The following is a 26,196-nucleotide window of genomic DNA, read 5'->3' on the forward strand; positions in this document are numbered from 1 at the left end:
CCCCGGACACTAGTGACGCAGGAGCGTGGGAACGATCATCATCCAACCAAAGCAAGCCATTTGGTAAACCGGGGTTCTCCAGGTGACTCGCCGAGGCGAAACGTCTCTGCCGTTAGGCCGTATCAACAAGCGCCCCGCGAATTACAGACATACACGCGAACTTCAGCGCCGCCAAAGCCCCAAAAACAAAGCGAACTTCCCGCCGATCTCAAAGCTCATACCTGACAAGTCCCCGAACCCGGTCATGCCCATGGATCTTGTCATCGCCCGCCCCGAAGGCCTGTACTGCCCACCGGGCGATTTCTATATCGATCCGTGGCGCCCGGTCGAACGCTCGGTCATCACCCATGGCCATGGCGACCACGCCCGCACCGGCAACCAGCACTATTTGGCCGCCGCGCCCGGCGAAGGTATTCTGCGCTCGCGCCTGGGCCAGGACATCAACCTGCAAACCCTGCAATACGGCGAGTCACTCACCCACCAAGGCGTGAAACTGAGCCTGCATCCTGCCGGCCATGTACTCGGTTCAGCCCAGGTTCGACTCGAATACCAAGGCGAAGTCTGGGTCGCCTCAGGGGACTATAAAGTCGAACCCGATGGCACCTGCGAACCGTTCGAACCGGTGCGCTGCCACACCTTCATTACCGAATCCACCTTTGGCCTGCCGATCTACCGTTGGCAGCCACAGTCGGAAATCTTCACCGGCATCAACGACTGGTGGCGCGCCAACGCCGCGGTGGGCAAAGCCAGCGTGCTGTTCGCCTACTCCTTCGGCAAAGCCCAACGCATTCTGCACGGCATCGACCCCAGCATCGGTCCGATCCTGGTTCATGGCGCGGTCGAACCGCTGAACCGCGTGTACCGCGAAGCCGGGGTGCGCATTCCGGAAACCCAATATGCAGGCGATTTCAAGAAAACCGACCCGGCGCTGCGTCAAGCCTTGATCGTCGCCCCGCCCTCGGCAGGCGGCAGCACCTGGATGCGCCGCTTCGGCGACTTCAGCGATGCCTTCGCCAGCGGCTGGATGATGCTGCGCGGCACCCGTCGGCGGCGCGGCGTAGACCGCGGCTTTGCCCTCTCTGATCATGCCGACTGGCCAGGCCTGTTATGGGCCATCGAAAATACCGGAGCCGAACGGGTAATGGTGACCCACGGTTCGGTAGCGGTACTGGTTCGTTACCTGCGTGAACGCGGCCTGGACGCTCAAGGCTTCAGCACCGAATACGGCGATGAAGAAGACGACGCGCCCGCCAAGGCCGACTCCGCGGCGCAGGAGACATCGTCATGAAAGCCTTCGCCGAACTGTACTCGCTGCTGGACGCCACCACCTCCAGCAACGCCAAGCTGGCGGCGATGCAGCACTATTTTGCCCATGCGGCGCCGCAGGACGCGGCCTGGGCAGTGTACTTCCTGTCCGGCGGTCGACCACGGCAGTTGGTCCCGACCCGTCTATTGCGCGAACAGGCCATGCTGTTGTCCGAGCTGCCCGAATGGTTGTTCGAAGAGAGTTATCAAGCCGTCGGCGACCTCGCTGAAACCCTGTCACTGCTGCTGCCTCAAGCCGAACACAGTTCAGACGAAGGCTTGGCGGACTGGATGGAAAACAAGCTGCTGCCATTGCGCGGCCTCCCCCCTGAAGAATTGCTGGAGCGGCTGCCGACCTTTTGGGCGCAGCTGGATCGGCAGAGCCTGATGGTCTGCCTGAAGCTGATTACCGGCAGTTTCCGCGTCGGCGTCTCGAAGCTTTTGGTCACCCGCGCCCTCGCCGCACTGGCCGACATCGACAGCAAGCGCGTGGCCCAGCGCCTGGTGGGTTACACCGACTTGTCGCATCGCCCGAGCGCCGAAGGGTATCTGAAGCTGATCGCTCAAGAGTCGGAAGACGAGCACGCCCAGCGCGGCGGTCAGCCCTATCCGTTTTTCCTTGCCCACTCGCTTCAACAGCCGGTAGACCAGTTCGAAACGCTGCTGGGCCCTGCCGATGACTGGCAGGTAGAGTGGAAATGGGACGGGATACGTGCGCAAGTGGTCAAGCGCGAGGGGCGGCTTTGGATATGGTCGCGCGGCGAAGAACTGGTGACCGATCGCTTTCCCGAACTGCATAGCCTTGTCCAGGGTCTGCCGGACGGCACTGTGATCGATGGTGAGATCGTTGTCTGGAAAGCGCCTGCTTCGCGCACTGACGAGAATTTTGAACTCAGCACACCTGTCCCAGGGACGCCCAATCCATCGGCACCATCGGTTCAACCCTTTGCTTTGCTGCAACAGCGCATTGGCCGCAAGACGCTGGGCAAGAAAATTCTCGAAGACGTCCCCGTGGTTGTGCTCGCCTACGACCTGCTGGAATGGCAGGGGCATGATTGGCGAAGTCGGCCGCAGCACGAACGGCGCACGCAACTGGAGAACGTCATTACCAGCGCCCAGAGCCCGGTGCTGATGCCCTCGCCGGTTCTCTCTGGCAGAGATTGGCTCGATTTGGGCCAACAACGAGAGGCGTCCCGCAGCTTGGGGGTCGAGGGCATGATGCTCAAAGCGCGCGATTCGCTGTATGGCGTCGGCCGGACCAAGGACATGGGCGTGTGGTGGAAGTGGAAAATCGACCCGTTCAGTGTGGATGCCGTACTGATCTATGCCCAGCGCGGACACGGGCGCCGCGCCAGCCTGTACAGCGATTACACCTTTGCCGTGTGGGACGGCCCGCCGCAATCGAGTGAACGTACGCTGGTTCCTTTCGCCAAAGCCTATTCGGGCCTGACCGACGAAGAAATGCGCAGAGTCGATGCAATCATCCGCAAGACCACGGTCGAGAAATTCGGCCCGGTCCGAAGTGTTACTCCGACACTGGTGTTCGAGCTGGGTTTCGAGGGCATTGCCCTGTCCAAGCGCCACAAAAGCGGAATCGCGGTGCGGTTTCCCAGGATGCTTCGCTGGCGGCACGACAAGCCGGTGGCCGAGGCGGACAGCCTGGCGACTCTACATGATTTGTTGTCCTAGGCACCTATTTGGTGCGCAGCGTAAAGATGCGCACCCTGCCTATGCTCCCTCAAGGAGCATGAGTTGGCGGGGGAGCTCATTTGCAATAGCTACTGATGTCCCAACGCATGGGTACAGATCCATGCCACCCCATTTAATCCGTTGAGCAACTTCATTTGTGCCAAGGAGAATTTCTGCACTACTTTCAGCCATTTCGGCTACTCTGCCCCGAGCTTGCGGCACTTGAAAAAAGATAAAAGATGGCCCGATGTCATCATTGCGACAACTCCGTACATTTAAAACGCACGTTCGTCTCTTTGGTTCGGAAATTGCTATCTTTTTGCGGTCTGGCACCTGCCGGTAGCAAGCCTTCGCGTGTTCCCAACGCTCAATTTGGTTTTAAGGACTGAACGATGAAAAAAGCATGGCTGACCCTTTCCGCACTCGCCATCTGCCTGGCCGCTGGTAACGCAATGGCCAAGGAGTACAAGGAGTTGCGCTTCGGCGTCGATCCTTCGTACGCGCCATTCGAATCCAAAGCCGCTGACGGCAGCCTGGTAGGGTTCGACATTGATCTGGGCAACGCGATCTGTGCTGAACTGAAGGTCAAGTGCAAGTGGGTTGAAAGCGATTTCGACGGCATGATCCCTGGCCTTAAAGCCAACAAGTTCGACGGCGTGATCTCGTCGATGACCGTGACCCCGGCTCGCGAGAAAGTCATCGACTTCTCCAACGAACTGTTTTCCGGTCCAACCTCGCTGGTCTTCAAGAAGGGCGCAGGCTTCACCGATGCAGCCAGCCTGAAAGGCAAGACCGTGGGTTACGAGCAAGGCACCATCCAGGAAGCCTACGCCAAGGCGATCCTGGACAAGGCCGGCGTGAAAACCCAGGCCTACGCCAACCAGGACCAGGTGTACGCTGACTTGGTCTCGGGTCGTCTGGACGCCTCCGTACAAGACATGCTGCAAGCCGAACTGGGCTTTCTGAAGTCGCCACAAGGTGCTGACTACGAAGTCAGCAAGCCAATCGAGGACCCGTTGCTGCCAGCCAAGACCGCAGTCGGTATCTCGAAAGGTAACAAAGACCTCAAAGCGCTTTTGGATAAAGGTATCAAAGCGTTACACGATGACGGCAAATATGCCGAGATCCAGAAAAAGCACTTCGGTGACCTGAATCTGTACAGCGGTAAATAAGTAAACAAACGCCTGTCCGTTTCAGCGATCATCCTTCGGCGCTGAAGCCCTCGGGCGTTTTTATTGACTGTATAGGTTCCACCATGCTCGATACTCTCCTGCAAAACCTGGGACTGTCCGCGTTCAGCCTCAAGGGTTTCGGCCCGTTGCTGCTTCAGGGCACCTGGATGACCGTCAAACTGTCGGTAATGTCGCTGCTGCTGGCCATCGTGCTTGGGCTGCTGGGCGCCAGTGCCAAACTCTCCCGGACCGCAATCCTTCGTGTCCCCGCGCAGGTCTACACCACGCTGATCCGCGGCATCCCGGATCTGGTGCTGATGCTGCTGATTTTCTACAGCCTACAGACATGGCTCACGAGCCTTACCGAAGCGATGGATTGGGATTACATTGAAATCGACCCGTTCGCCGCCGGTGTCATTACGCTGGGTTTCATCTACGGCGCGTACTTCACCGAAACCTTCCGCGGCGCGATCCTGTCAGTGCCACGAGGGCAAGTCGAGGCCGCTACTGCTTACGGTTTGAATCGTTCCCAGCGGTTCCGCTACGTGGTGTTCCCGCAGATGATGCGCTTCGCCCTGCCGGGCATTGGCAACAATTGGCAGGTGGTGCTCAAAGCCACGGCGCTGGTATCGATCATCGGTTTGGCCGATCTGGTCAAGGCATCTCAGGATGCGGGCAAAAGCACCTACCAACTGTTCTATTTCCTGGTGCTCGCGGCGCTGATCTATCTGGCCATCACCAGCGTCTCCAACTTTGCCCTGCGCTGGGCTGAGCGGCGTTACGCCGCAGGCAGCCGGGAGGCCCAACGATGATCGAATTGCTTCAAGAATATTGGCGCGCCTTCCTTTACACGGACGGGCAGAACATTACCGGGCTGGCCATGACGCTGTGGCTGCTTAGCGCCTCGATTGCTATCGGTTTCATCGTATCGATTCCACTGTCCATCGCTCGGGTTTCACGCAACCCGCTGGTGCGCTGGCCTGTGCAGTTCTACACCTACCTGTTCCGCGGCACGCCGCTGTATATCCAGTTGCTGATTTGCTACACCGGCATCTACAGCATCGCCGCCGTGCGCGAACAACCGATGCTTGGCGCATTCTTCCGCGACGCGATGAACTGCACCATCCTGGCCTTCGCCCTCAATACCTGCGCCTACACCACCGAAATCTTCGCCGGTGCCATTCGCAGCATGAACCACGGCGAAGTCGAGGCAGCCAAGGCGTATGGCCTGACCGGCTGGCGTTTGTATACCTACGTGATCATGCCGTCGGCGCTGCGCCGCTCGCTGCCCTACTACAGCAACGAGGTGATCCTCATGTTGCATTCGACTACCGTGGCCTTTACCGCCACCGTGCCGGACATCCTCAAGGTCGCCCGCGACGCTAACTCGGCGACCTTCCTTACGTTCCAGTCGTTCGGGATCGCCGCGCTGATCTACCTCACGGTGACCTTCATCCTGGTCGGCCTGTTCCGACTGGCCGAACGCCGCTGGCTGGCCTTTCTCGGCCCGTCTCACTAGGACCTGACCATGCAACACCAGACCCATGACGTGCTGTCGCCGGTGCCCGGCACCGCGCGGCAGATTCACAGCTTTCACTACGGCCCGGAAAACGGTGCTTGCAAAATCTACATCCAGTCGTCCCTGCACGCCGACGAAATGCCGGGAATGCTGGTGGCCTGGTACCTGAAGCAGCGACTGGCCGAGCTGGAGAACGCCGGCCAGCTGCTGGGCGAAATCGTCGTGGTGCCCGTGGCCAATCCCATCGGCCTGGAACAGGTGCTGATGGATATCCCGCTGGGCCGCTACGAGCTGCAAAGCGGGCAAAACTTCAACCGCTGGTTTGTCGACCTGACCGCGCAGGTGGGCGATGAGATCGAGTCGTTGCTCAGCGACGATCCGAAACACAACGTTGACCTGATCCGCAAACACCTGCGTGCGGCGCTGCTGGCGCATAAGGGCACCACCCAACTGGAATCGCAGCGGCTGGTCTTGCAGCGACTGGCCTGCGACGCCGACATGGTGCTGGACCTGCATTGCGATTTCGAATCGGTGGAGCATCTGTACACCACGCCCGAGGCTTGGTCGCAGGTTGAGCCACTGTCGCGTTATCTGGGCGCTCAGGCCAGTCTGCTGGCCACCGACTCTGGCGGGCAGTCGTTCGATGAGTGCTTCACGCTGGTCTGGTGGCAACTGCAGCAACGGTTCGAAAGGCGCTTCCCTATCCCGTTGGGCAGCTTTTCCGTGACCCTGGAATTGCGCGGCCAGGGCGATGTGTCTCACGCGTTGGCCAGTCGTGACTGCCAGGCAATCATCAGCTACCTGATGAAATACGGTGCTATTGCCGGGGATCCGGCGCCCGCCCCTGAATTGATTTACCCGGCGACGCAACTGGCAGCGGTCGAACCGGTGGCTACGCCCGTCGGCGGCCTGCTGGTGTTTTGCACCCTGCCGGGTGAATACGTCGAGGCAGGGCAACTGATCGCTGAGGTCATCGACCCGATCAGCGACACGGTGAAGCCGATCCACGCGGCCAACTCCGGCCTGATGTACGCCCGCTCTTTGCGTCGCATGGCGACCGCCGGCATGGTTATCGCCCATGTCGCCGGTACCGAAGCCTTCCGCAGCGGCTACTTACTTTCTCCTTAAGGATTTGCCAGTCATGTACAAACTGACCATCGATGGCCTGCACAAAAGCTACGGTGACCATGAAGTGCTCAAGGGCGTGTCACTGAAAGCCAACGTCGGTGACGTGATCTGCCTGATCGGCGCCAGCGGCTCGGGCAAGAGTACCTTCCTGCGCTGCATTAACTTTCTGGAACAGCCCAACGACGGCGCCATGAGCCTGGATGGCCAGCAGATCCGCATGGTCAGCGACGCCACTGGCATGAAAGTGGCCGACCCTGCCGAGCTGCAGCGCATTCGCACGCGTTTGGCCATGGTGTTCCAGCATTTCAACCTGTGGAGCCACATGACGGTGCTGGAAAACATCACCATGGCGCCGCGTCGCGTACTGGGCGTGTCCAAAGTCGAAGCCGAGGACCGCGCTCGCAAGTATCTGGAAAAGGTAGGGCTGCCGGCGCGGGTCGCCGATCAATACCCGGCGTTTCTCTCCGGCGGGCAACAGCAGCGTGTAGCGATCGCCCGGGCATTGGCAATGGAGCCGGAGATCATGTTGTTCGACGAACCGACGTCGGCCCTTGACCCCGAACTGGTGGGTGAAGTATTGAAAGTGATTCAGGGTCTGGCCGAAGAAGGCCGCACCATGATTCTGGTGACCCATGAAATGGGTTTCGCGCGCAAAGTCGCCAATCAGGTGGTGTTTCTGCATCAGGGCCAGATCGAAGAAATCGGTCGCCCGGACGATGTGTTGGGTAACCCGAAGAGTGAACGGTTGAAGCAGTTCCTGAGCGGTAACCTGAAATAACCCTGCGCTTGCGCTTCGGCCCTGCGCCCTGCACCCATCGCGTGCAGGTTGTGGAGGTTATGACAGTGGCAAAAGTAGTCTGCCCGACACGCCGTTCGCCACTGTCGCAACTGTCGCAAAGCTCAACAGAGCAAAACCAACCAAACTAAATCCCTCCTCCCACGGTCTCTGACTTAAACCCCATCAGAGGCCGCGCATGCCCAAAACCGTCAATTTTGCCCAGCGCTGGTTCGCTGGTCGTGGCTGGAAACCATTCGCTTTTCAGAAAGATGTATGGGCAGCGGTGGCGCGTGGCGAATCAGGGCTGCTGCACGCCAGCACCGGCGCGGGCAAGACCTATTCGGTGTGGTTTGGAGCACTCAATCGCTTCGCCCGAGCTGTTCCTGCCGCTGTCGATGACAAACCCCGTAAACGCAAGCCCCCCGCCCCGTCGCTGAGCGTGCTCTGGATCACCCCCATGCGCGCCCTGGCCGCCGACACCGCGCGCGCGCTGGAAGCACCGCTGTCCGACCTGGAAATTCCCTGGAGCGTCGGTCTGCGCACTGGCGATACCAGTAGCAGCGAGCGGGCGAAACAGGGCCGTCGCTTGCCTACCGCGCTGATCACCACGCCGGAGAGCCTGACGCTGCTGCTGACCCGCGCCGACGCACAGGCCACCTTCTCCACCTTGAAGATGATCGTGGTCGATGAGTGGCACGAATTGATCGGCAATAAACGGGGTGTTCAGCTGCAGTTGGCACTGGCGCGTTTGCGCCAGTGGAATCCACAACTGATCGTTTGGGGTCTGTCAGCCACCCTCGGCAATCAGGAGCATGCACAACAGGTGTTGCTGGGCGATGGCGGCACAACCGTGCAAGGCAAGGTAGTCAAGGAACTGATCGTCGACACGTTGATCCCCCACGGCATCGAGCGCTTTCCGTGGGCAGGGCATATGGGATTGCGCATGTTGCCGCAGGTGCTGGCAGAGGTGGACAGCAGCACCAGTTGCCTGCTGTTTACCAATACCCGGGCACAATCGGAAATCTGGTATCAGGCCTTGCTGGACGCGCGCCCCGACTGGGCGGGGCTGATCGCGCTGCATCATGGCTCGCTGTCGCGCGAGGTGCGCGATTGGGTCGAACGCGCGCTCAAGGAGGGCCACCTCAAAGCCGTGGTCTGCACTTCGAGTCTGGACCTGGGCGTGGACTTTCTGCCTGTGGAGCGCGTGCTGCAGATTGGCTCGGCCAAAGGTGTGGCGCGCTTGATGCAACGTGCCGGACGTTCGGGTCACGCTCCAGGGCGGCCTTCGAGAGTGACATTGGTGCCAACCCACAGCCTGGAGTTAGTGGAAGCGGCAGCTGCCCGCGATGCAGTGAACGCTCGCCTGATTGAGCCCAGGGAATCACCCCACAAGCCGCTCGACGTTCTCGTACAGCATTTGGTAAGTATGGCGCTGGGTGGAGGCTTCCTGCCTGATGAATTGCTTGGCGAAGTTCGCACCGCATGGGCCTATCGCGATCTAACCGATGAAGAATGGCTGTGGGCACTCGCCTTCGTGAGGCACGGCGGCTTGTCGCTCACTGCTTACCCCGACTACCGACGCGTGGAACCGGATGATCAAGGCATCTGGCGCGTACCCGATGCTCGCCTTGCCCGTCGCCATCGCATGAGCGTCGGCACCATCGTCAGCGACGCCAGCATCAATGTGAAGTACTGGAGCAAAGGCGGCGGCGGTGGCTCGCTGGGCAGTGTGGAAGAAGGCTTCATTGCCCGGCTGAAACCGGGGGACGGCTTTTTGTTCAGCGGTCGGCTGCTGGAATTGGTGCGCGTAGAGAACATGACCGCCTATGTGAAACGGGCTACAAGCAAGAAAGCGGCGGTTCCCCGCTGGAACGGCGGGCGCATGCCGCTCTCCAACGAATTGGCTGACGCGGTAGTCGAGAAATTCGACGCCGCAGCGCATAACCGCTATGACAGTCCTGAAATGCACACGGTCAGCCCCCTGCTCGAAGTGCAGCGCGAGTGGTCGGCGTTACCGCGCAAGGACACACTTTTAGCCGAAGTCCTGAAGTCCCGCGAGGGCTGGCACCTGTTTCTCTATCCCTTCGCCGGACGCCACGTTCATTTGGGTCTGGCGAGCCTTCTGGCGTGGCGGCTGAGCCGCGATACGCCGCTGACCTTCTCGATCGCTGTTAACGACTATGGATTCGAACTGCTCAGCGCAACGCAAGTGGACTGGTCCCAGCGACTGAATGCAGCGTTGTTCAGCGAAGAAAACCTGTTGGCGGATATTATCGCCAGCCTCAACGCTGGCGAACTGGCCCTGCGCCGCTTCCGCGAGATCGCCCGTATCGCTGGACTGGTGTTCTCCGGCTACCCCGGCGCGCCCAAGAGTAATCGCCAGTTGCAAGCCTCAAGCGGGCTGTTCTTCGAGGTGTTCAAACAGTACGACGCAGGTAATCTGCTGCTCGGCCAGGCGCAGGAAGAAGTCATGCGCCAGGAACTGGATGTCGGCAGGTTGGAACAGACGCTGCGACGCATCAACGGGCGTACGCTGGATGTGCACCTGATCAAGCGCCCGACACCTATGGCTTTTCCCCTGTTGGTCGAGCGCATGCGCGAAAGCCTGAGCACCGAAAAACTCTCTGATCGCATCGCTCGCATGGTGCGAGACCTGGAAAAAGCCGCTGGCCCTGAGGTATCCGTTTGAAACCCTATTTACCGATTCAACTGGCCGGCGCGCAATTGTGGCTGCTCGCCGACAAAGCCGTGTACTACCCCGCTGAGCGTGCGTTACTGATCGCCGACGCGCATTTCGGCAAGGCAGCGGCCTATCGCAAATTGGGGCAACCCGTTCCGCGTGGCACAACCGACGACAATTTGCGACGCCTGGATAACCTGCTCGCAGGCTACCCCTGCGACCACCTGATCTTTTTGGGCGACTTCCTGCATGCGCCGGAATCTCATGCGGCGGGTACGCTGTCGGCGATACAAGCCTGGCGCGAGCGACACCATTCGCTGAATATCACTCTGATTCGCGGCAATCACGACAAGCGCGCCGGCGATCCTCCCGCCCATCTGCACATTCGGGTAGTGCCGGAGCCTCTGTTACTCGGACCCTTTGCCCTGCAACACGAGCCAGATCCGCACCCGACCCATCACGTCCTGGCCGGTCACGTGCACCCTGCCTATCGGATTTTTGGAAAAGGCCGACAACGTCTGCGTCTACCCTGTTTTTACCTGCAGTCGGACATAAGCCTACTCCCAGCATTCGGCGCATTTACTGGCGGGATGAATATCGACAGAGCTGACAACAGCAGAGTGTTCGTGGTGGGCGAGGGGGCCGTCTGGGAGGCGGGATAGCAGGGCTGCCAAGGCAGTCTGGGCGTAACTCTCAAGAGAGACGCCTGCCGATGCGTTAATACCGGCAGGCGACGGGATCACGCGACCGGACTGGGAGGTGGCTCATCCGGGATCGTAGGAATGCCTTTCTCATCGGGCTCGGGAAATTCGTTGGGAGTATCAGGATTTGGCTGGCCCGGAATGCCGCCCGCGACCATATTGTTCATATGAGGATGCGCTAACAGCGACCACGCCAGCAATCCGACCTGATTGTGTCCCGGGTCGGCTTCCTTGTTGCTGGTTTTGACTTGTATCTTCATAGGGCACTCCTGAGCGTTGGCCCCATCCGCATGGTGCGGATGGGAACAGTTCAGTCAATAGAGTGCGGTTTTCGAGACTAATTCAGTTTTGAAATGACCAACGGTGCAATCAGGTGCGTGGCAGCGTAACGCCGCGCTGTCCCTGGTACTTGCCGCCACGGTCCTTATACGAAACTTCGCACTCCTCATCGGATTCGAGAAAAAGCATCTGTGCGACGCCTTCGTTGGCGTAGATTTTCGCTGGCAGCGTCGTGGTGTTGGAAAATTCCAGTGTCACGTGGCCTTCCCACTCCGGTTCCAGCGGTGTGACGTTAACGATGATGCCGCAGCGCGCGTAAGTGCTTTTGCCCAGGCAAATGGTCAGCACGTTACGCGGGATGCGGAAATATTCAACGGTGCGGGCCAGCGCGAAGGAGTTTGGCGGGATGATGCAGACATCACTCTTAATGTCGACGAAGCTTTTCTCATCGAAATTCTTCGGATCGACGGTCGCCGAATTAATGTTGGTGAACACTTTGAATTCGTCGGCACAACGTACGTCGTAGCCATAGCTGGAGACGCCGAAAGAAATCAAACGGTCGGCGCCCTCGCCTCGCATCTGGCGCTCCACGAAGGGCTCGATCATGCCGTGCTCTTGCGCCATGCGGCGAATCCACTTGTCCGATTTGATGCTCATGGCGGGTGTCCTGAATAACGAGGTGAAAAAGATGTCCGGCATCTTACCGGGCGACGGCCCCGGGTTCAAAGACTGTGCACGGCCCGCGCCCGACGCTCTGACCCTTCTGTGGAAATAAACGGAAAAAGCCCATTGGCACATCCAAAAAAAACGGTTAAGGTGGGTCCACTGTGTTGCTTGTGTCACTGAGAATCTCTACACGATGTTGAATTTCGATCCAACCATCTCCAAGAATTTTTCCTGCTCTTTGCACTCAGTCTCGGCCAGGGTTCTTCCTGAGTCGCAGTTAACTTTGTCCAAGGAGATACACCATGTCTAATCGCCAAACCGGTACCGTTAAGTGGTTCAACGATGAAAAAGGCTTCGGCTTCATCACTCCACAATCCGGTGACGACCTGTTCGTTCACTTCAAAGCTATCCAATCTGACGGCTTCAAAAGCCTGAAAGAAGGCCAACAGGTTTCTTTCATCGCTACTCGCGGTCAGAAAGGCATGCAAGCTGAGGAAGTTCAAGTTATCTAACTTGTACTGAATCGCTCAAAAACCCCGCCCTCAAAAGCGGGGTTTTTTTATGCCTGAACATGCTTAATATGGCTCGCAACTCTGTGACGTGCTCCAGTTGAAGGATTGTCTGGCCGACACGCTGCCAGCCAGACGTATCGCTAATCGCTATAGGTCAATCATCACTCACGGAGATGTTCGGCATCGATGGGGAAGCCGCTTCCTGCAAGACAATACGCGCACCCACGTGACGGGCCAGCTCCTGATAGACCATGGCAATCTGGCTTTCGGGCTCGGCTATCGCGGTAGGTCTGCCACCATCAGCCTGCTCACGAATCAACATCGACAGTGGCAGCGACGCCAGCAACTCCACACCGTATTGCGACGCAAGCTTCTCGCCCCCGCCTTCACCGAACAGGTGCTCGGCATGGCCACATTTGGAGCAAATGTGCACGGCCATGTTTTCCACCACCCCCAATACCGGAATGTTCACCTTGCGGAACATTTCCACACCCTTCTTTGCATCCAGCAATGCCAGATCCTGCGGGGTAGTGACAATTACCGCACCCGCAACGGGGACCTTCTGCGCCAGTGTCAGCTGGATGTCGCCGGTACCCGGCGGCATGTCGATGACCAGATAATCCAGGTCATTCCAGGCGGTCTGGGTAATCAGTTGCAACAACGCACCAGAAACCATCGGACCGCGCCAGACCATCGGCGTGTTGTCATCGGTGAGGAATGCCATGGACATTACCTCGATACCATGGGCTTCGACCGGCACGAACCATTTCTGATCCTTGACCTTTGGCCGCGTGCCCTCAGCAATTCCGAACATCACACCTTGGCTAGGCCCATAGATGTCGGCATCGAGCATACCGACCCGGGCGCCCTCCCGCGAAAGTGCCAGCGCAAGGTTGGCGGCGGTGGTGGATTTGCCCACCCCACCCTTGCCCGACGCCACGGCGACGATGTTCTTGACGTTGGCCAACCCGGGAATCTGCCCCTGAGCCTTGTGTGCAGTGATCCGCGTGGTGATTTGGACCTTGGCGGATGAAACCCCGTCCAGACCCTCAATGGCCAATTGCAGCAGTTGAGCCCAACCGTTTTTGAACAGGTCGGCGGCATAACCCAATTCCAGCTGCACGCTGACGCGATCAACTTCGATATCGATGGCACGCACACAACCGGCGCTGACGGGGTCCTGGTTCAAATAAGGATCGGTGTACTGGCGAAGGACGGCTTCCACCGTTGCGCGATTTACAGCGCTCATGGGTTACTCCCGATAAAAAGACTGAGCAAAACAGGCGGCTATCCTACCGCGTCTGCCGGGTCGCAGGGGGCGGCTTTATCGAAGTCTTCGCGCGAATCCGCGCCCGGTCTGTGGCGCCCTGCAGAATTTACGCGCACAACATTCAACCCATTCGTACAGCACAACCAGACACTGCGGGATGAAAAAAAAACCGCAGACCTTTATAGTGGCCGATCTTCGTTTCACTTCAAGTAGCCGAGCCCCATGTCCGAGCCACGCAAGATTCTCGTCACCAGCGCCCTGCCCTATGCCAATGGTTCCATTCACCTTGGCCACATGCTGGAGTACATCCAGACCGACATGTGGGTGCGCTTTCAGAAGCACCGCGGCAATCAGTGCATTTATGTGTGCGCAGACGACGCGCACGGCTCGGCCATCATGCTGCGCGCGGAAAAGGAAGGCATCACCCCGGAGCAGTTGATCGCCAACGTTCAGGCCGAACACAGCGCCGACTTCGCCGATTTCCTGGTGAACTTCGACAACTTCCACTCGACCCACTCCAGCGAAAATCGTGAGTTATCGAGCCTGATCTATACCCGTCTGCGCGACGCCGGGCACATTGCCACCCGCTCGGTGACGCAATATTTCGACCCGGAAAAGAAAATGTTCCTGGCCGACCGCTTCATCAAGGGCACCTGCCCCAAATGCGGCACCGAGGATCAATACGGTGACAACTGCGAGAAATGCGGTGCCACCTATGCGCCGACCGACCTGAAGGATCCGAAATCAGCGATTTCCGGCGCGACACCGGTGCTGAAAGATTCCAAGCATTTCTTCTTCGACCTGCCCGCCTTCGACGCCATGCTGAAAAGCTGGACCCGAAGCGGCACCCTGCAGGACGCCGTAGCGAACAAACTCTCCGAATGGCTGGATTCCGGGCTGCAGCAGTGGGATATCTCCCGCGATGCACCGTATTTCGGGTTCGAGATTCCGGGCGAGCCAGGCAAGTACTTCTACGTCTGGCTGGATGCGCCGATCGGCTACATGGCCAGTTTCAAGAACCTGTGCGATCGCACGCCGGGCCTGGAATTCGACGCGTTCTGGAGCAAAGACTCGGCCGCCGAGCTGTATCATTTCATCGGCAAGGATATCGTCAACTTCCACGCGCTGTTCTGGCCTGCAATGCTCGAGGGCTCGGGTTTCCGCAAGCCAAGCGGCATCAACGTCCACGGCTATCTGACCGTCAACGGCCAGAAGATGTCCAAGTCCCGTGGCACCTTCATCAAGGCGCGCACCTACCTCGAGCATCTGTCGCCGGAATACCTGCGCTACTACTACGCAGCCAAACTGGGCCGTGGCGTAGACGACCTTGACCTGAACCTCGAAGACTTCGTGCAGAAGGTCAACTCCGATCTGATCGGCAAAGTAGTCAACATCGCCAGCCGCTGCGCCGGTTTCATCCATAAAGGCAACGCCGGGGTCCTGGTGGCAGGCAATGCCGCGCCGGAACTGACCGAGGCTTTCCTTGCCGCCGCGCCGAGCATCGCCGAAGCTTACGAAGCCCGTGACTTCGCACGCGCCATGCGCGAGATCATGGCTCTCGCCGACCGTGCCAATGCGTGGATCGCAGACAAGGCCCCATGGTCGCTGGCCAAACAGGAAGGCAAGCAGCAAGAGGTTCAGTCGATTTGCGCGCTGGGCATCAACCTGTTCCGCCAGCTGGTGATTTTCCTCAAACCGGTACTGCCGAACCTGGCGACCGATGCCGAGCAGTTTCTCAACGTCGCGCCCCTGAACTGGAACGATCACCTGACCCTGCTCAGCGATCATTCGTTGAATCCTTTCCAGGCGCTGATGACCCGTATCGACCCAGCCAAGGTCGAGGCGATGACCAACGCTTCGAAAGAAGACCTGACAGCCAGCGCCACCGATACCGGCACAGCTCAGGGCAACGGGGAGCTGAGCAAGGATCCGTTGTCGCCGGAAATCGATTTCGACGCCTTCGCCGCCATCGATTTGCGTGTTGCGCTGATCGAGAAAGCTGAACACGTCGAAGGTGCTGACAAGCTGCTGCGCCTGACCCTGAACATCGGCGACGAGCAGCGCAATGTGTTTTCCGGCATCAAAAGCGCCTACCCAAACCCTGCCGAGCTGGAAGGACGCCTGACCATGATGATCGCCAATCTCAAACCACGGAAAATGCGCTTCGGCATTTCCGAGGGTATGGTGATGGCCGCAGGTCCTGGTGGCGAAGAGATCTACCTGCTCAGCCCTGACAGCGGCGCCAAGCCGGGCCAGCGCATCAAGTAACCGTAAGCATGGCCGACGATCCTTCGGGATCATCGGCCTCTGGTCAAAGCATGAGCCTGATTCAGCGTATCGACGACCTGCTACCGCAAACTCAATGCGGCAAATGCGGTCACTCTGGCTGCAAACCCTACGCCGAAGGTATCGCCAACGGCGAAGCGATCAACAAATGCCCCCCTGGCGGCGACGAAACCATCGCCGCTTTGTCGTACCTTTTGCAACGTCCCGTCATTGCCCTGGACACCGAACGCGGCAGCGCGCCTGCGCAGGTGGCATTCATCCGTGAGGCGGAATGCATTGGTTGCACCAAATGCATTCAGGCCTGCCCTGTGGATGCCATCGTGGGTGCCGCAAAACTCATGCACACGGTAATCGCCGATGAATGCACCGGTTGCGACCTGTGCGTGGCGCCCTGCCCGGTCGACTGCATCGATATGCTTGCTCTGCCGCCGACAACGGTGCCGATTGTGGGTGGACTGGCGTTCGACGAGACGCAACGACTGGCCCGCGCCGGGAAACGCGCTCATGCACGCAAGCGTTTCGAGGCCCGCAATACGCGCTTGTGGGCCGAAGAGCAGCAAGTACAGGCCGAACGCCTCGCCCGTCAGCGCAAGGCAAAGGCCCCCCCGCAATCCGATACCGACGCCGTACCGACTGCGCTGAATCGACTTCGCTCGCAAAACGCGATCGACATTGACGCAGCGCTCAAGCAGGCGCGGATCCGCGTCACCATGAGCCGCGCACATCTGAATAAGTCCCTTAAGGCCTTCGGCCACCCGCCCGTTGCCGAACAGGCCGCAAGACTGGTGGTGTTGCAGAAAGAGTTCGAGGAGGCCGAGCAAGCGCTGGCGACCCTCCAGATGGCCGTGCCTGCAAGCCTCTCTGCGGCTGAAGAGACGTCGGCGAACAGTAAAGCCGGTTCCAGGCCAGACAAGGCAACTGTGAGTCGGGCCAAAATACATTTGGCCATGTGCCGCGCTGCATTGAAAAGGGCTCAGGCAGCCGAGTCGCCCCCTGAGCAAATCGCAGACTTGGACAGTGATATCTACCAGGCCGAGCAGGCATTGAACGCCCTTCAAGCTCCGCACACTTAACAACCCAGCCATCAGGCTTGATGCGACATTCGATCCGACCGTTTCTCAGGGAAAGCGCACTTCATGAATGCAGCCAAACGTCTGGAAATCTTTCGCCGTCTTCACGAAGACAATCCCGACCCCAAAACCGAACTGGCGTACACCAGTCCTTTCGAACTGCTGATCGCTGTGATCCTCTCAGCCCAGGCTACCGATGTCAGCGTCAACAAAGCGACAGCGCGGCTATACCCGGTGGCCAATACGCCCCAGGCCATCTACGCATTGGGTGTAGAAGGGCTCTCGCAATACATCCGAACCATCGGCCTGTACAACAGCAAGGCCAAAAACGTGATCGAAACCTGCCGTATGTTGATTGAGCTGCATGGCGGCGAGGTGCCGCAGACTCGTGAGGCCCTCGAAGCCCTGCCAGGCGTAGGTCGCAAAACCGCGAATGTCGTGCTCAACACCGCTTTTCGGCAACTGGCGATGGCGGTGGACACGCATATTTTCCGCGTCAGTAACCGAACGGGTATCGCTCCCGGCAAGAACGTGGTTGAAGTTGAAAACAAGCTTATGAAGTTTGTGCCCAAGGATTATCTGCTCGATGCCCACCACTGGCTAATCCTTCACGGCCGCTACGTATGCGTGGCGCGCAAACCTCGGTGCGGCAGTTGCAGGATCGAAGACCTGTGTGAATATCGGGACAAAACTTCAGACGATTGAGCGATAGGCCGTAGCGAGATCGATCGATTGAAAAAAACTTTTTTACCCCGTCCAGGTTTGTCGCTATAAGGTGCGCCGAGGGTAGCCCAAGCTGGAGTCAAGGTAATGAGCACTGACAAAGAGCAATTGGACGTAGATGACGACTTCGTCTCTGGAGACTCCGACGAAGCCGCGCAAGTGACCGTGGAAACTGCGAAGAGCAATCTCAGCAAGCGTCGCACCATCGACAACCTGCTGGAAGAGCGTCGTCTGCAAAAGCAGTTGGCAGACTACGACTTCGACCTCTGATCCGCTCCGTCAAAGCCTCTCTTTACTTGAGAGGCCTTAGCCTGTCGGCATGAATTCGAGTGAAACGACCTGCACTATTTCTAACAATGTGGATCTGCATTGGCGCATGCAGCTGCTTTCAAACCAATCCGTTACGTTGCGCAAGTTCTATGAGATCCACCAGCGAGTGAGCATTAAGCTTCAGCAGCAGGCGCGTTTTGTAGGTGCTTACCGTTTTATTGCTGAGAAACATTCCATCGGCAATTTCCTTGTTGGTCTTGCCCCGCGCCAGTTGCTGCAGCACCATCATCTCGCGTCCCGACAACCGGTCAACCATTTCCGCTTCACTGGCGTTGCCCAGGCTTGAACGGACGGTATGCAGCGCCTGATTGGGAAAATAGCTGTAGCCCGACAACACCGCCTTGATGGCACTCAACAGCTCTGTGAGGTCCTGCTGCTTGCAGACATAACCTGCTGCACCGGCCTGCATGCAGCGCATCGAAAAATGCCCCGGCGCCTGGGATGTCAGGATCAGCACTTTGAACGGGAGCGTCATCGCCGTTAGCCGCGCAATGACCTCCAGACCGTCCAGCTTGGGAATGCCGATGTCCAGGATGACTATATCCGGCAGGTGCTCGCGGGCCAGTTGCAGCGCATCCACCCCGTTATCCGTTTCCGCAATGACCTCGTAACCGTGCCGCTCCATCAGCATGCGTACGGCGAGCCGAATGACAGGGTGATCATCCACGATCAACACTTTATTCATGTGCAGTCCATTCTTTAGCTGTTCGAATTTTCAGAGCCCGCACAATAGCTTAGTCGTTTAGTGCTTTGCATGGCGCTCCTCCCCGCGGAATAGCAGGCAGAGACCTTTCCCACTCAAGCAACAGAAAGATCCTACAAAACCTGCCTTATCCACCTTCACTTTCAGGCGTGTCATTCACTTTCGGGGCAACGAAGATCTGGCTCGCCTGTCGAAAATGAGGATTTACCCTCCTTGAAGTTTCTGAAATCAATCATTACATCCTGATCTTGCGTCCAACGTTAAATACCTCGCCGGTTCGCTCCTAGCGCCACTCACTGAGCCAACGCCAGCCTGTTGGTACGCCTGAGTTTTGCTGGACGGGCGCTCACGGTCTTCGAATACACTGGATAACCATCCGTTAACCCGATCTTTCAGCATCACGATAATAATGAGGCGTCGTCCTACATGAAGATGTCACCCTCAGAATAAGCCGATCTGTCAGACATGCCATACAACATCAATCATAAAATATTGCAAATCACAACCCGCCCATCAAAAGGCAAAGGCGTCGTTGAAAAATACGCATTCAAAAAAAATATTTTCCATATATATATATTTCGAGAATTATCTTACAAGACAATCGGACCTTTCTGAATCTCTGGGGCCTAGCGCTGGCTATCTGGCCCACGATAAGCCGCACAGATGCACTGCTCTGCGCACCTGACGAAAATGCAACTATCAAAAGACAAAATAAAAATACGCTTTTTATTAATACAATAAGTCAAAGCTCTTCCGACTTTCAGGTAATACCATCTTGACCTGCAAATCCAGCAAACTTCCTGTAAAGCAGAAAAATACTACATCACTAACAGACCATAAGCGCACCCATGTAAGACCTGAAAAAAACAACAACAGCAAATTCACAAAATCTGAATTTTCACTTGCCAAACCTATTTTCAATCGTTACTTTTTTCTTCAACCAGCCACTCAATTGTGGCAACTATGAATCCCATACAACGTCTTCAATTAACTAATTGATACTTGTCACAATCGCTGTATCAATAGTGCCTGGACTTCCAGCACGTAGTCGGACTCGGCTGAAATGAACATATCTTTTCTGACGCACAAAGTTATGCGAACAAGGACGTCGCCCTCGGGCGGGTCATGTATATCAACACGTTCAAAGGAATTAGCCATGACTAAAAAAGCAGGAGTCTCAGCAACCGATCATCCTCCCCTTCATTTAGCCGAAGCCATTGAGGAATATGTTGCGCAGGGCGGGGTTATCAACATCGTACCGGAGGGAGAGACGGGCGACAGCAGCCTGGAAGCGCAGGGAAAACCGCTGGACAGTGATGCAGACGCCTTGATGCACGCGAAACTCGAGCAGCTTAAGGGCCTGGTAGCCAAGGGCGCAGGCGTGTCAGCCCTTCAGTACTCGTTGCGAATGAACCGCAAGGAAATTAAACGTCTGGCAAACGAAAACGGACTGAAAATTCTCTACAGCCGACCGGTGAGAGGATCGCGACTACCGCGCGGTCGTGACACGCCCATGATCGATGACACCGTAGCCGGGCATGCCATGCATTATTCAAGTCTCGGTTATACAGTGGCCGAAATCGCTCAGCTGTTGGATTTGAGTGTGCGAGAGGTCTGGAACATCGGTAAGGCATACCGCTTTGAGTTCAAGAACGAACCTATGGTCGACTCTTCTACTTATCCGTTTACCGACGGGCCGGGTACATAAACATAGACCGGTCAACGCCTTGCGAAGCTAGCCATACCCAACGGTAGAACCGAGAGGAACCCTCTGCGAATGCAAAGAACCGTAGGATAAAGGCACTCACTCTGTATGGCTTCGAGCCCATCTGACTCAGAAGCGGAGAGTATAAGCATTGGTGCAGCCCCCGACGGGACTGCACCAGAGCGCATCTGCGCTTTGGGGTGTCTTACTGCGTTTAGAACAACTTACGGTTCTTGTTTGCAGCGATGCGCATGCGCAGGGCGTTGAGCTTGATAAAGCCTGCCGCGTCCGCCTGGTTGTAAGCCCCACCGTCTTCTTCGAAGGTTGCGATGTTGGCATCGAACAGCGAATCATCAGACTTGCGCCCGGTAATGATCACGTTGCCCTTATACAGTTTCAGGCGTACGACACCGTTAACGTGCGCCTGCGATGCGTCGATCATCTGTTGCAACATCAGACGCTCAGGGCTCCACCAGTAGCCGGTGTAAATCAGGCTGGCGTACTTGGGCATCAATTCGTCTTTCAGGTGGGCGACTTCACGGTCCAGGGTGATCGACTCGATAGCACGGTGTGCCTTGAGCATGATGGTGCCGCCAGGCGTTTCGTAGCAGCCCCGGGACTTCATGCCCACGTAGCGGTTTTCCACGATGTCCAGACGGCCAATGCCGTGCTTGCCGCCGATACGGTTCAGAGTGGCCAGCACCGTCGCCGGACTCATCTCGACACCATCCAGCGCAACGATGTCGCCATTGCGGTAAGTCAGCTCGAGGTATTGCGGTGTGTCTGGCGCGTTCTCAGGTGAAACGGTCCAGCGCCACATCTCTTCTTCGTGTTCGGTCCAGGTATCTTCGAGCACGCCGCCCTCGTAGGAGATGTGCAGCAGGTTGGCATCCATCGAGTAAGGGGATTTTTTCTTGCCATGGCGCTCGATCGGGATCGCGTGCTTCTCGGCGTAATCCATCAGCTTCTCGCGCGACAGCAAGTCCCATTCGCGCCATGGGGCAATAACTTTCACGCCCGGCTTGAGCGCGTAAGCGCCGAGCTCGAAACGAACCTGGTCGTTGCCTTTGCCGGTTGCGCCGTGGGAAATGGCGTCCGCGCCGGTTTCATTAGCGATTTCGATGAGGCGCTTGGCGATAAGCGGACGTGCGATCGAGGTGCCCAACAAATACTCGCCTTCGTAGACGGTGTTGGCGCGGAACATCGGAAACACGAAATCACGTACGAATTCTTCGCGAAGATCGTCGATGTAGATTTCCTTGACGCCCATGGCTTGCGCCTTGGCGCGTGCTGGCTCGACTTCTTCGCCCTGACCCAGGTCAGCGGTAAAAGTCACCACTTCGCAGTTGTACGTATCCTGCAGCCACTTGAGGATTACCGAAGTATCCAGGCCACCGGAATACGCGAGAACTACCTTGTTAACGTCCGCCATGCCATCACTCCAACGCGTTGTACGGAAAACCGCCGATTCTACCGTTCAACCACGTGAATTTACAGTGTCGCGACAGCTTCTGACGACGAAGCGACAGAAGCTGTCAAACATACGACCATTAAAGACTTTTCAGGAGGCCTTGGTCGCGGTCGCTGCAGCCGGTGCCGTGGGCACGGGCGCGGTGGCAGGTGCTGGAACCGGCGGGACTGGGGTTGGGGCTGGGGTGACAGCTGGAATTGGCGCCGCCGTGGGTGCTTCGGCTGGCCGTTGTTCGGCAACGCGGTCCAAATGGATATTCACCCGGCGGTTGCGCGCACGATTGGCGTTATTGGTGTTCGGCACCAGCGGATACTGCTCGCCATGGAAGCGCACCGTAATCTGCTCCTCGGGCACGCCCTGGGCCTTGAGGTAATCCATGACGGCGAGCGCGCGCCGGCGCGACAGATCACGATTGGTCAGGCGATTGCCGCTGTTATCGGAATGCCCATCCAATTCCACACGATTAACGCTAGGATCGGCCTTCATGTAAGCCAGTACGGTATCGAGGCGACGACGGGCCTGTGCATCCAGATCGATGCCGCCGCCGGGAAAGCCGACGTCCGATTGGCGAACCTGCTCGAAATTCATGGGAAGCAGCTTGGCGGTGCACAGCTGAAAGTCGCCATACGCCTTGTTGAACTTGACCGGTAGCAAGCGCACTTCCATTGCCCCACCGCCGTCGCGCAACGCATGACGAATCACCGGGCTACGGCCTTCCATCAACCCGGCAATCAGGCGCCCAGCCTGAGCCTGGCTGGTATTGAAAGGAGTCTCGCCGTTGCCGACTCTCACAGCGCCCAGATTAAGGTCGCCCCTGCCTGGTTGCCACGGCGCTGCCGCTGCCAGCAGCGTCGCCGACCCCGAAGCGAGGCTGTAACCGCTGGCCTTTAATCGGAACGTCGCTTGCTCCCCTGCGCGACGCACGAATTCGCCCGCACCAAAATCCGTCACTGCCTGGCTAAGACGGCATTCGAACTGGTCGCCTTCTACCTTCCACTCGATGTTCTCCAGACGCGTCTGGAATGTGAGAGCCATGGCCGGCAGGCTGGCAAACACGCTGAGCAGGGCTAGATATCGCTGGCGCACGGGAGGCTCCACAAAAAAGTCATCGCATAACAAATTTATTGCTTACACGTGTCTATCGGTTCCTTGCTGTAAAACTTGATACCGAGTGCCTGGATGAGTGTTTTCCGGTAGCATTCGCAACGAGTTTGCCCGCCTGGAAATCCCCCCAATGTCCAACCGCCTGACCCTCTTGCGCCCCGACGACTGGCATATCCATCTTCGTGATGGTGCAGTTTTGCCCCATACCGTCGCTGATGTTGCGCGCACCTTCGGCCGCGCCATCATCATGCCCAACCTCGTGCCGCCGGTACGCAACGCCGACCAAGCCGATGCCTATCGTCAGCGCATTCTCGCCGCCCGCCCACAAGGCAGCCGCTTCGAGCCGTTGATGGTGCTGTACCTCACCGACCTGACCCAGCCAGAAGAAATTCGCGCTGCCAAAGCCAGCGGCTTCGTGTACGCCGCCAAGCTGTACCCCGCCGGCGCCACGACGAACTCCGACTCAGGCGTGACCAGTGTCGATAAGATCTTTGCGGTGCTTGAAGCGATGGCCGAGGTCGGCATGCCGCTATTGATCCACGGCGAAGTGACGCGCGGTGACATCGACGTGTTCGACCGCGAAAAAATCTTTATTGATGAACACATGCGCCGCGTGGTCGAGCGGTTCCCGACACTTAAAGTGGTGTTCGAACACATCACCACCGCCGATGCCGTGCAGTTCGTCAGCGAGGCGTCGGCCAACGTCGGAGCGACCATCACCGCGCATCATTTGTTGTACAACCGCAATCACATGCTGGTTGGCGGTATCCGTCCGCACTTTTATTGTCTGCCGATTCTCAAGCGCAACACCCACCAGGTCGCGCTCCTCGACGCCGCGACCAGCGGCAGCAACAAGTTCTTCCTGGGCACCGACTCGGCGCCTCACGCGCAGCACGCCAAGGAAGCCGCGTGCGGTTGTGCAGGCTGCTACACCGCCTTCGCTGCAATCGAGTTGTACGCCGAGGCGTTCGAGCAGCGTGACGCGCTGGACAAACTGGAAGGTTTCGCCAGTCTCCACGGCCCGGCGTTCTACGGCTTGCCGCCCAACACCGATACCATCACCCTGGTTCTTGACGAATGGACCGCCCCTGCCAGCCTGCCCTTTGGCGAGCTGTCCGTAATCCCGCTGCGCGCCGGTGAGAAACTGCGCTGGCGCCTGCTGGAGGAACACGCGTGAGTGAAGACCATTACGACGACGAACAGGAAAACGCTGGTGGCGGTACAGGCTCCAGGCACCCTATGGCGGCACGCTTTCGTGGCTACCTGCCCGTCGTTGTCGACGTTGAAACCGGTGGTTTCAACTCAGCCACCGATGCGTTGCTGGAGATTGCCGCGACCACCATCGGCATGGACGAAAAAGGCTTCGTGTTCCCCGAACACACTTACTTCTTCCGTGTCGAGCCATTCGAAGGCGCCAACATCGAAGCGGCGGCACTGGAGTTCACCGGCATCAAGCTTGATCACCCGTTGCGCATGGCGGTGAGTGAAGAGACCGCGCTGACCGATATTTTCCGCGGCGTACGCAAGGCACTGAAGGCCAACGGTTGCAAGCGGGCGATCCTGGTCGGGCATAACGCCAGTTTCGACCTCGGCTTCCTTAACGCTGCCGTGGCGCGGTTGGACATGAAGCGTAACCCGTTTCACCCTTTTTCCAGTTTCGATACGGCTACCCTTGCCGGCCTGGCTTACGGTCAAACCGTGCTGGCCAAGGCCTGCCAGTCAGCGGACATCGATTTCGATGGCCGTGAAGCCCACTCGGCTCGCTACGATACCGAGAAGACAGCGGAGCTGTTCTGCGGGATCGTCAATCGCTGGAAAGAAATGGGCGGCTGGCACGACTTCGACGATTGAGGTAGCTCAGCTTCTGCAAGCACCGGTCCTTGTGGCCGGTTTTGTTATTCCGCATTTTTGATAGCGCCCCATCCCTTGCCCACTCGCCTGTCGGCCGGCACGTCCCGGATTTCATCGTTGATGAACCCGACTTTACGCACCATGCGCCTTGCGCAACTCGCTTGTCTTCTGACCGCTCATCGGCCTTCAGCTGATGTCCAGGAAGTAGTTTTGACAAGCATTCTCATTAACATTAGTATCCGTCGCACATCAGCAAATAACTCAGCGACGGTCATTTATATGTATGTCTGCCTTTGCCAAGGTGTTACCGACGGACAGATCCGCGAAGCCATCATGGAAGGATGCTGCAGCTATCGTGAAGTGCGCGAGACCCTGGGTGTCGCCAGTAAATGTGGAAAGTGTGCCTGCCTGGCAAAGGAAGTGGTACGCGAGACCCTGACCGAACTGCAAACATCGCAGGCCGCTCTGGCTTATCCCGCAGAATTTTCTGCCGCCTGACTCATCTTATTTCAAGGAACCGGACCCAGTGTCCGGTTTTTTTATGCCTGTAATTCAAGCGCTTAGCGATAAGATGCGGAACACAAACATTCTTATTCCTATTTATTTTCACTTATTATTCAATAACTTAGGTTTGACAGGTGTTTATTGGAAGCTCAGACTTGCGGCCTATATACAAACACCTTCGACAGGACCTCGATCATGAAAGGCGACATTACAGTCATCCAGCATCTCAATAAGATCCTCGGAAACGAGCTGGTCGCGATCAATCAATATTTTCTGCATGCACGCATGTATGAGGATTGGGGGCTGAACAAGCTAGGCAAGCACGAGTACCACGAATCCATCGACGAGATGAAACACGCTGACAAGTTGATCAAGCGCATCCTGTTTCTGGAAGGCCTGCCAAACCTGCAGGACCTGGGCAAGATCCTGATCGGCGAGCACACCAAGGAAATGCTGGAGTGTGACTTGAGAATCGAGCGCAAAGGTCATGGGGATTTGAAAGCCGCGATCGCTCACTGCGAGACCGTTGGTGATTTCGGTAGCCGCGAGATGCTGGAAGACATTCTCGAGTCCGAGGAGGAACACATTGACTGGCTGGAAACGCAGCTGGGCCTGATCGACAAGGTCGGCATCGAGAACTACCTGCAATCGCAAATGGGTGAAGAAGACTGATACCAGTCTGCCCAAAAAGCCCTGCCCGGCGCTGAGTCGGGCGGGGCTTTTTGTCACGGATATATACGCCCAAACAGC

The 26,196-nt window shown here is 57.8% G+C and carries 25 protein-coding genes; 19 read left to right on the forward strand and 6 right to left on the reverse strand.

Annotated elements, in window-relative coordinates; translation table 11 throughout:
- The first annotated feature begins 250 nt into the window (after positions 1-250).
- The 9 genes from B3I26_RS25100 to pdeM all read left to right on the forward strand — a co-directional run bounded on the left by B3I26_RS25100 (position 251) and on the right by pdeM (position 10,933).
- Positions 251-1,288, forward strand: coding sequence for a ligase-associated DNA damage response exonuclease (locus B3I26_RS25100; protein WP_296261879.1), 1,038 nt, complete (start codon positions 251-253; stop codon positions 1,286-1,288).
- The gene (locus tag B3I26_RS25105; RefSeq protein WP_296261768.1) at positions 1,285-2,994 is read left to right on the forward strand and encodes an ATP-dependent DNA ligase; all 1,710 of its coding nucleotides are present in this window, start codon (positions 1,285-1,287) and stop codon (positions 2,992-2,994) included. The genes B3I26_RS25100 and B3I26_RS25105 overlap by 4 nt, the downstream gene beginning before the upstream one ends.
- A gap of 392 nt (positions 2,995-3,386) precedes the next feature.
- On the forward strand, positions 3,387-4,166 hold the full coding sequence (locus B3I26_RS25110; protein ID WP_296261770.1) for a transporter substrate-binding domain-containing protein: 780 nt from the start codon (positions 3,387-3,389) through the stop codon (positions 4,164-4,166).
- An 83-nt stretch (positions 4,167-4,249) separates the two neighbouring features.
- Positions 4,250-4,978, forward strand: coding sequence for an ABC transporter permease (locus B3I26_RS25115; protein WP_296261771.1), 729 nt, complete (start codon positions 4,250-4,252; stop codon positions 4,976-4,978).
- Positions 4,975-5,685, forward strand: a complete 711-nt coding sequence (locus B3I26_RS25120) for an ABC transporter permease (protein ID WP_110950061.1) — start codon at positions 4,975-4,977, stop codon at positions 5,683-5,685. The genes B3I26_RS25115 and B3I26_RS25120 overlap by 4 nt, the downstream gene beginning before the upstream one ends.
- 9 nt (positions 5,686-5,694) lie before the next feature.
- Entirely contained in the window at positions 5,695-6,813 is a 1,119-nt protein-coding gene (locus tag B3I26_RS25125; protein ID WP_296261775.1) for a succinylglutamate desuccinylase/aspartoacylase family protein, read from the forward strand.
- A gap of 13 nt (positions 6,814-6,826) precedes the next feature.
- Complete coding sequence (locus tag B3I26_RS25130; RefSeq protein ID WP_296261777.1) at positions 6,827-7,591, forward strand: ABC transporter ATP-binding protein; 765 nt, start codon at positions 6,827-6,829, stop codon at positions 7,589-7,591.
- A 196-nt stretch (positions 7,592-7,787) separates the two neighbouring features.
- Positions 7,788-10,280, forward strand: a complete 2,493-nt coding sequence (locus tag B3I26_RS25135; protein ID WP_296261780.1) for a ligase-associated DNA damage response DEXH box helicase — start codon at positions 7,788-7,790, stop codon at positions 10,278-10,280.
- Positions 10,277-10,933, forward strand: coding sequence for a ligase-associated DNA damage response endonuclease PdeM (gene pdeM, locus B3I26_RS25140; protein WP_296261783.1), 657 nt, complete (start codon positions 10,277-10,279; stop codon positions 10,931-10,933). Before B3I26_RS25135 ends, pdeM begins: the two co-directional genes overlap by 4 nt.
- A gap of 77 nt (positions 10,934-11,010) precedes the next feature.
- On the opposite strand, the gene B3I26_RS25145 is transcribed toward pdeM, so the two are convergent.
- Positions 11,011-11,232, reverse strand: coding sequence for a hypothetical protein (locus tag B3I26_RS25145; RefSeq protein WP_296261784.1), 222 nt, complete (start codon positions 11,230-11,232; stop codon positions 11,011-11,013).
- A 109-nt stretch (positions 11,233-11,341) separates the two neighbouring features.
- On the reverse strand, positions 11,342-11,908 hold the full coding sequence (gene dcd / locus B3I26_RS25150) for a dCTP deaminase (protein ID WP_017126297.1): 567 nt from the start codon (positions 11,906-11,908) through the stop codon (positions 11,342-11,344).
- Positions 11,909-12,219: 311 nt separating this feature from the next.
- Here dcd and B3I26_RS25155 point away from each other — a divergent pair, with 311 nt between their 5' ends.
- Positions 12,220-12,429: a cold-shock protein gene (locus tag B3I26_RS25155; protein WP_002554837.1), complete on the forward strand. Its 210-nt coding sequence runs from the start codon at positions 12,220-12,222 to the stop codon at positions 12,427-12,429.
- A gap of 154 nt (positions 12,430-12,583) precedes the next feature.
- Here the strand turns inward: B3I26_RS25155 and apbC are convergent, their stop codons facing one another.
- The gene (gene apbC / locus B3I26_RS25160) at positions 12,584-13,678 is read right to left on the reverse strand and encodes an iron-sulfur cluster carrier protein ApbC (protein ID WP_296261786.1); all 1,095 of its coding nucleotides are present in this window, start codon (positions 13,676-13,678) and stop codon (positions 12,584-12,586) included.
- 243 nt (positions 13,679-13,921) lie between these two features.
- On the opposite strand from apbC, the gene metG reads away from it, so the two are divergent.
- From metG to B3I26_RS25180, 4 genes are all read left to right on the forward strand, one after another.
- A complete protein-coding gene (gene metG, locus B3I26_RS25165) occupies positions 13,922-15,967 on the forward strand; it encodes a methionine--tRNA ligase (RefSeq protein ID WP_296261787.1) in 2,046 nt (681 codons plus the stop codon).
- Between the two features lie 50 nt (positions 15,968-16,017).
- Complete coding sequence (gene rsxB, locus B3I26_RS25170) at positions 16,018-17,058, forward strand: electron transport complex subunit RsxB (protein WP_296261788.1); 1,041 nt, start codon at positions 16,018-16,020, stop codon at positions 17,056-17,058.
- Positions 17,059-17,121: 63 nt separating this feature from the next.
- Positions 17,122-17,760 (forward strand): endonuclease III, encoded by a 639-nt coding sequence (gene nth, locus B3I26_RS25175; protein ID WP_296261791.1) that lies wholly within the window; start codon positions 17,122-17,124, stop codon positions 17,758-17,760.
- Positions 17,761-17,865: 105 nt separating this feature from the next.
- Positions 17,866-18,048: a PA3496 family putative envelope integrity protein gene (locus B3I26_RS25180; RefSeq protein ID WP_296261792.1), complete on the forward strand. Its 183-nt coding sequence runs from the start codon at positions 17,866-17,868 to the stop codon at positions 18,046-18,048.
- A gap of 118 nt (positions 18,049-18,166) precedes the next feature.
- Here B3I26_RS25180 and B3I26_RS25185 read toward each other — a convergent pair whose 3' ends face one another.
- Complete coding sequence (locus tag B3I26_RS25185) at positions 18,167-18,793, reverse strand: response regulator transcription factor (RefSeq protein WP_074753141.1); 627 nt, start codon at positions 18,791-18,793, stop codon at positions 18,167-18,169.
- Positions 18,794-19,967: 1,174 nt separating this feature from the next.
- Between B3I26_RS25185 and B3I26_RS25190 the strand changes: the two genes are divergently transcribed.
- Positions 19,968-20,519, forward strand: coding sequence for a hypothetical protein (locus B3I26_RS25190; RefSeq protein ID WP_296261797.1), 552 nt, complete (start codon positions 19,968-19,970; stop codon positions 20,517-20,519).
- A gap of 211 nt (positions 20,520-20,730) precedes the next feature.
- Here the strand turns inward: B3I26_RS25190 and B3I26_RS25195 are convergent, their stop codons facing one another.
- Together B3I26_RS25195 and B3I26_RS25200 are read right to left on the reverse strand one after the other, a co-directional pair.
- Entirely contained in the window at positions 20,731-21,948 is a 1,218-nt protein-coding gene (locus B3I26_RS25195) for an argininosuccinate synthase (protein ID WP_296261798.1), read from the reverse strand.
- 129 nt (positions 21,949-22,077) lie between these two features.
- Positions 22,078-23,073, reverse strand: a complete 996-nt coding sequence (locus B3I26_RS25200; protein ID WP_296261799.1) for a flagellar protein MotY — start codon at positions 23,071-23,073, stop codon at positions 22,078-22,080.
- 148 nt (positions 23,074-23,221) lie between these two features.
- Between B3I26_RS25200 and pyrC the strand changes: the two genes are divergently transcribed.
- From pyrC to bfr, 4 genes are all read left to right on the forward strand, one after another.
- The gene (gene pyrC / locus B3I26_RS25205; protein ID WP_296261800.1) at positions 23,222-24,268 is read left to right on the forward strand and encodes a dihydroorotase; all 1,047 of its coding nucleotides are present in this window, start codon (positions 23,222-23,224) and stop codon (positions 24,266-24,268) included.
- The gene (rnt, locus tag B3I26_RS25210; protein ID WP_296261802.1) at positions 24,265-24,942 is read left to right on the forward strand and encodes a ribonuclease T; all 678 of its coding nucleotides are present in this window, start codon (positions 24,265-24,267) and stop codon (positions 24,940-24,942) included. Before pyrC ends, rnt begins: the two co-directional genes overlap by 4 nt.
- Positions 24,943-25,221: 279 nt before the next feature.
- Positions 25,222-25,440: a bacterioferritin-associated ferredoxin gene (locus B3I26_RS25215; protein ID WP_166593464.1), complete on the forward strand. Its 219-nt coding sequence runs from the start codon at positions 25,222-25,224 to the stop codon at positions 25,438-25,440.
- 201 nt (positions 25,441-25,641) lie between these two features.
- Complete coding sequence (gene bfr / locus B3I26_RS25220; RefSeq protein ID WP_296261804.1) at positions 25,642-26,118, forward strand: bacterioferritin; 477 nt, start codon at positions 25,642-25,644, stop codon at positions 26,116-26,118.
- Positions 26,119-26,196: the final 78 nt, after the last annotated feature.

It is taken from the genome of Pseudomonas sp. UBA5706, assembly GCF_002419965.1.
GTDB lineage: Bacteria > Pseudomonadota > Gammaproteobacteria > Pseudomonadales > Pseudomonadaceae > Aquipseudomonas.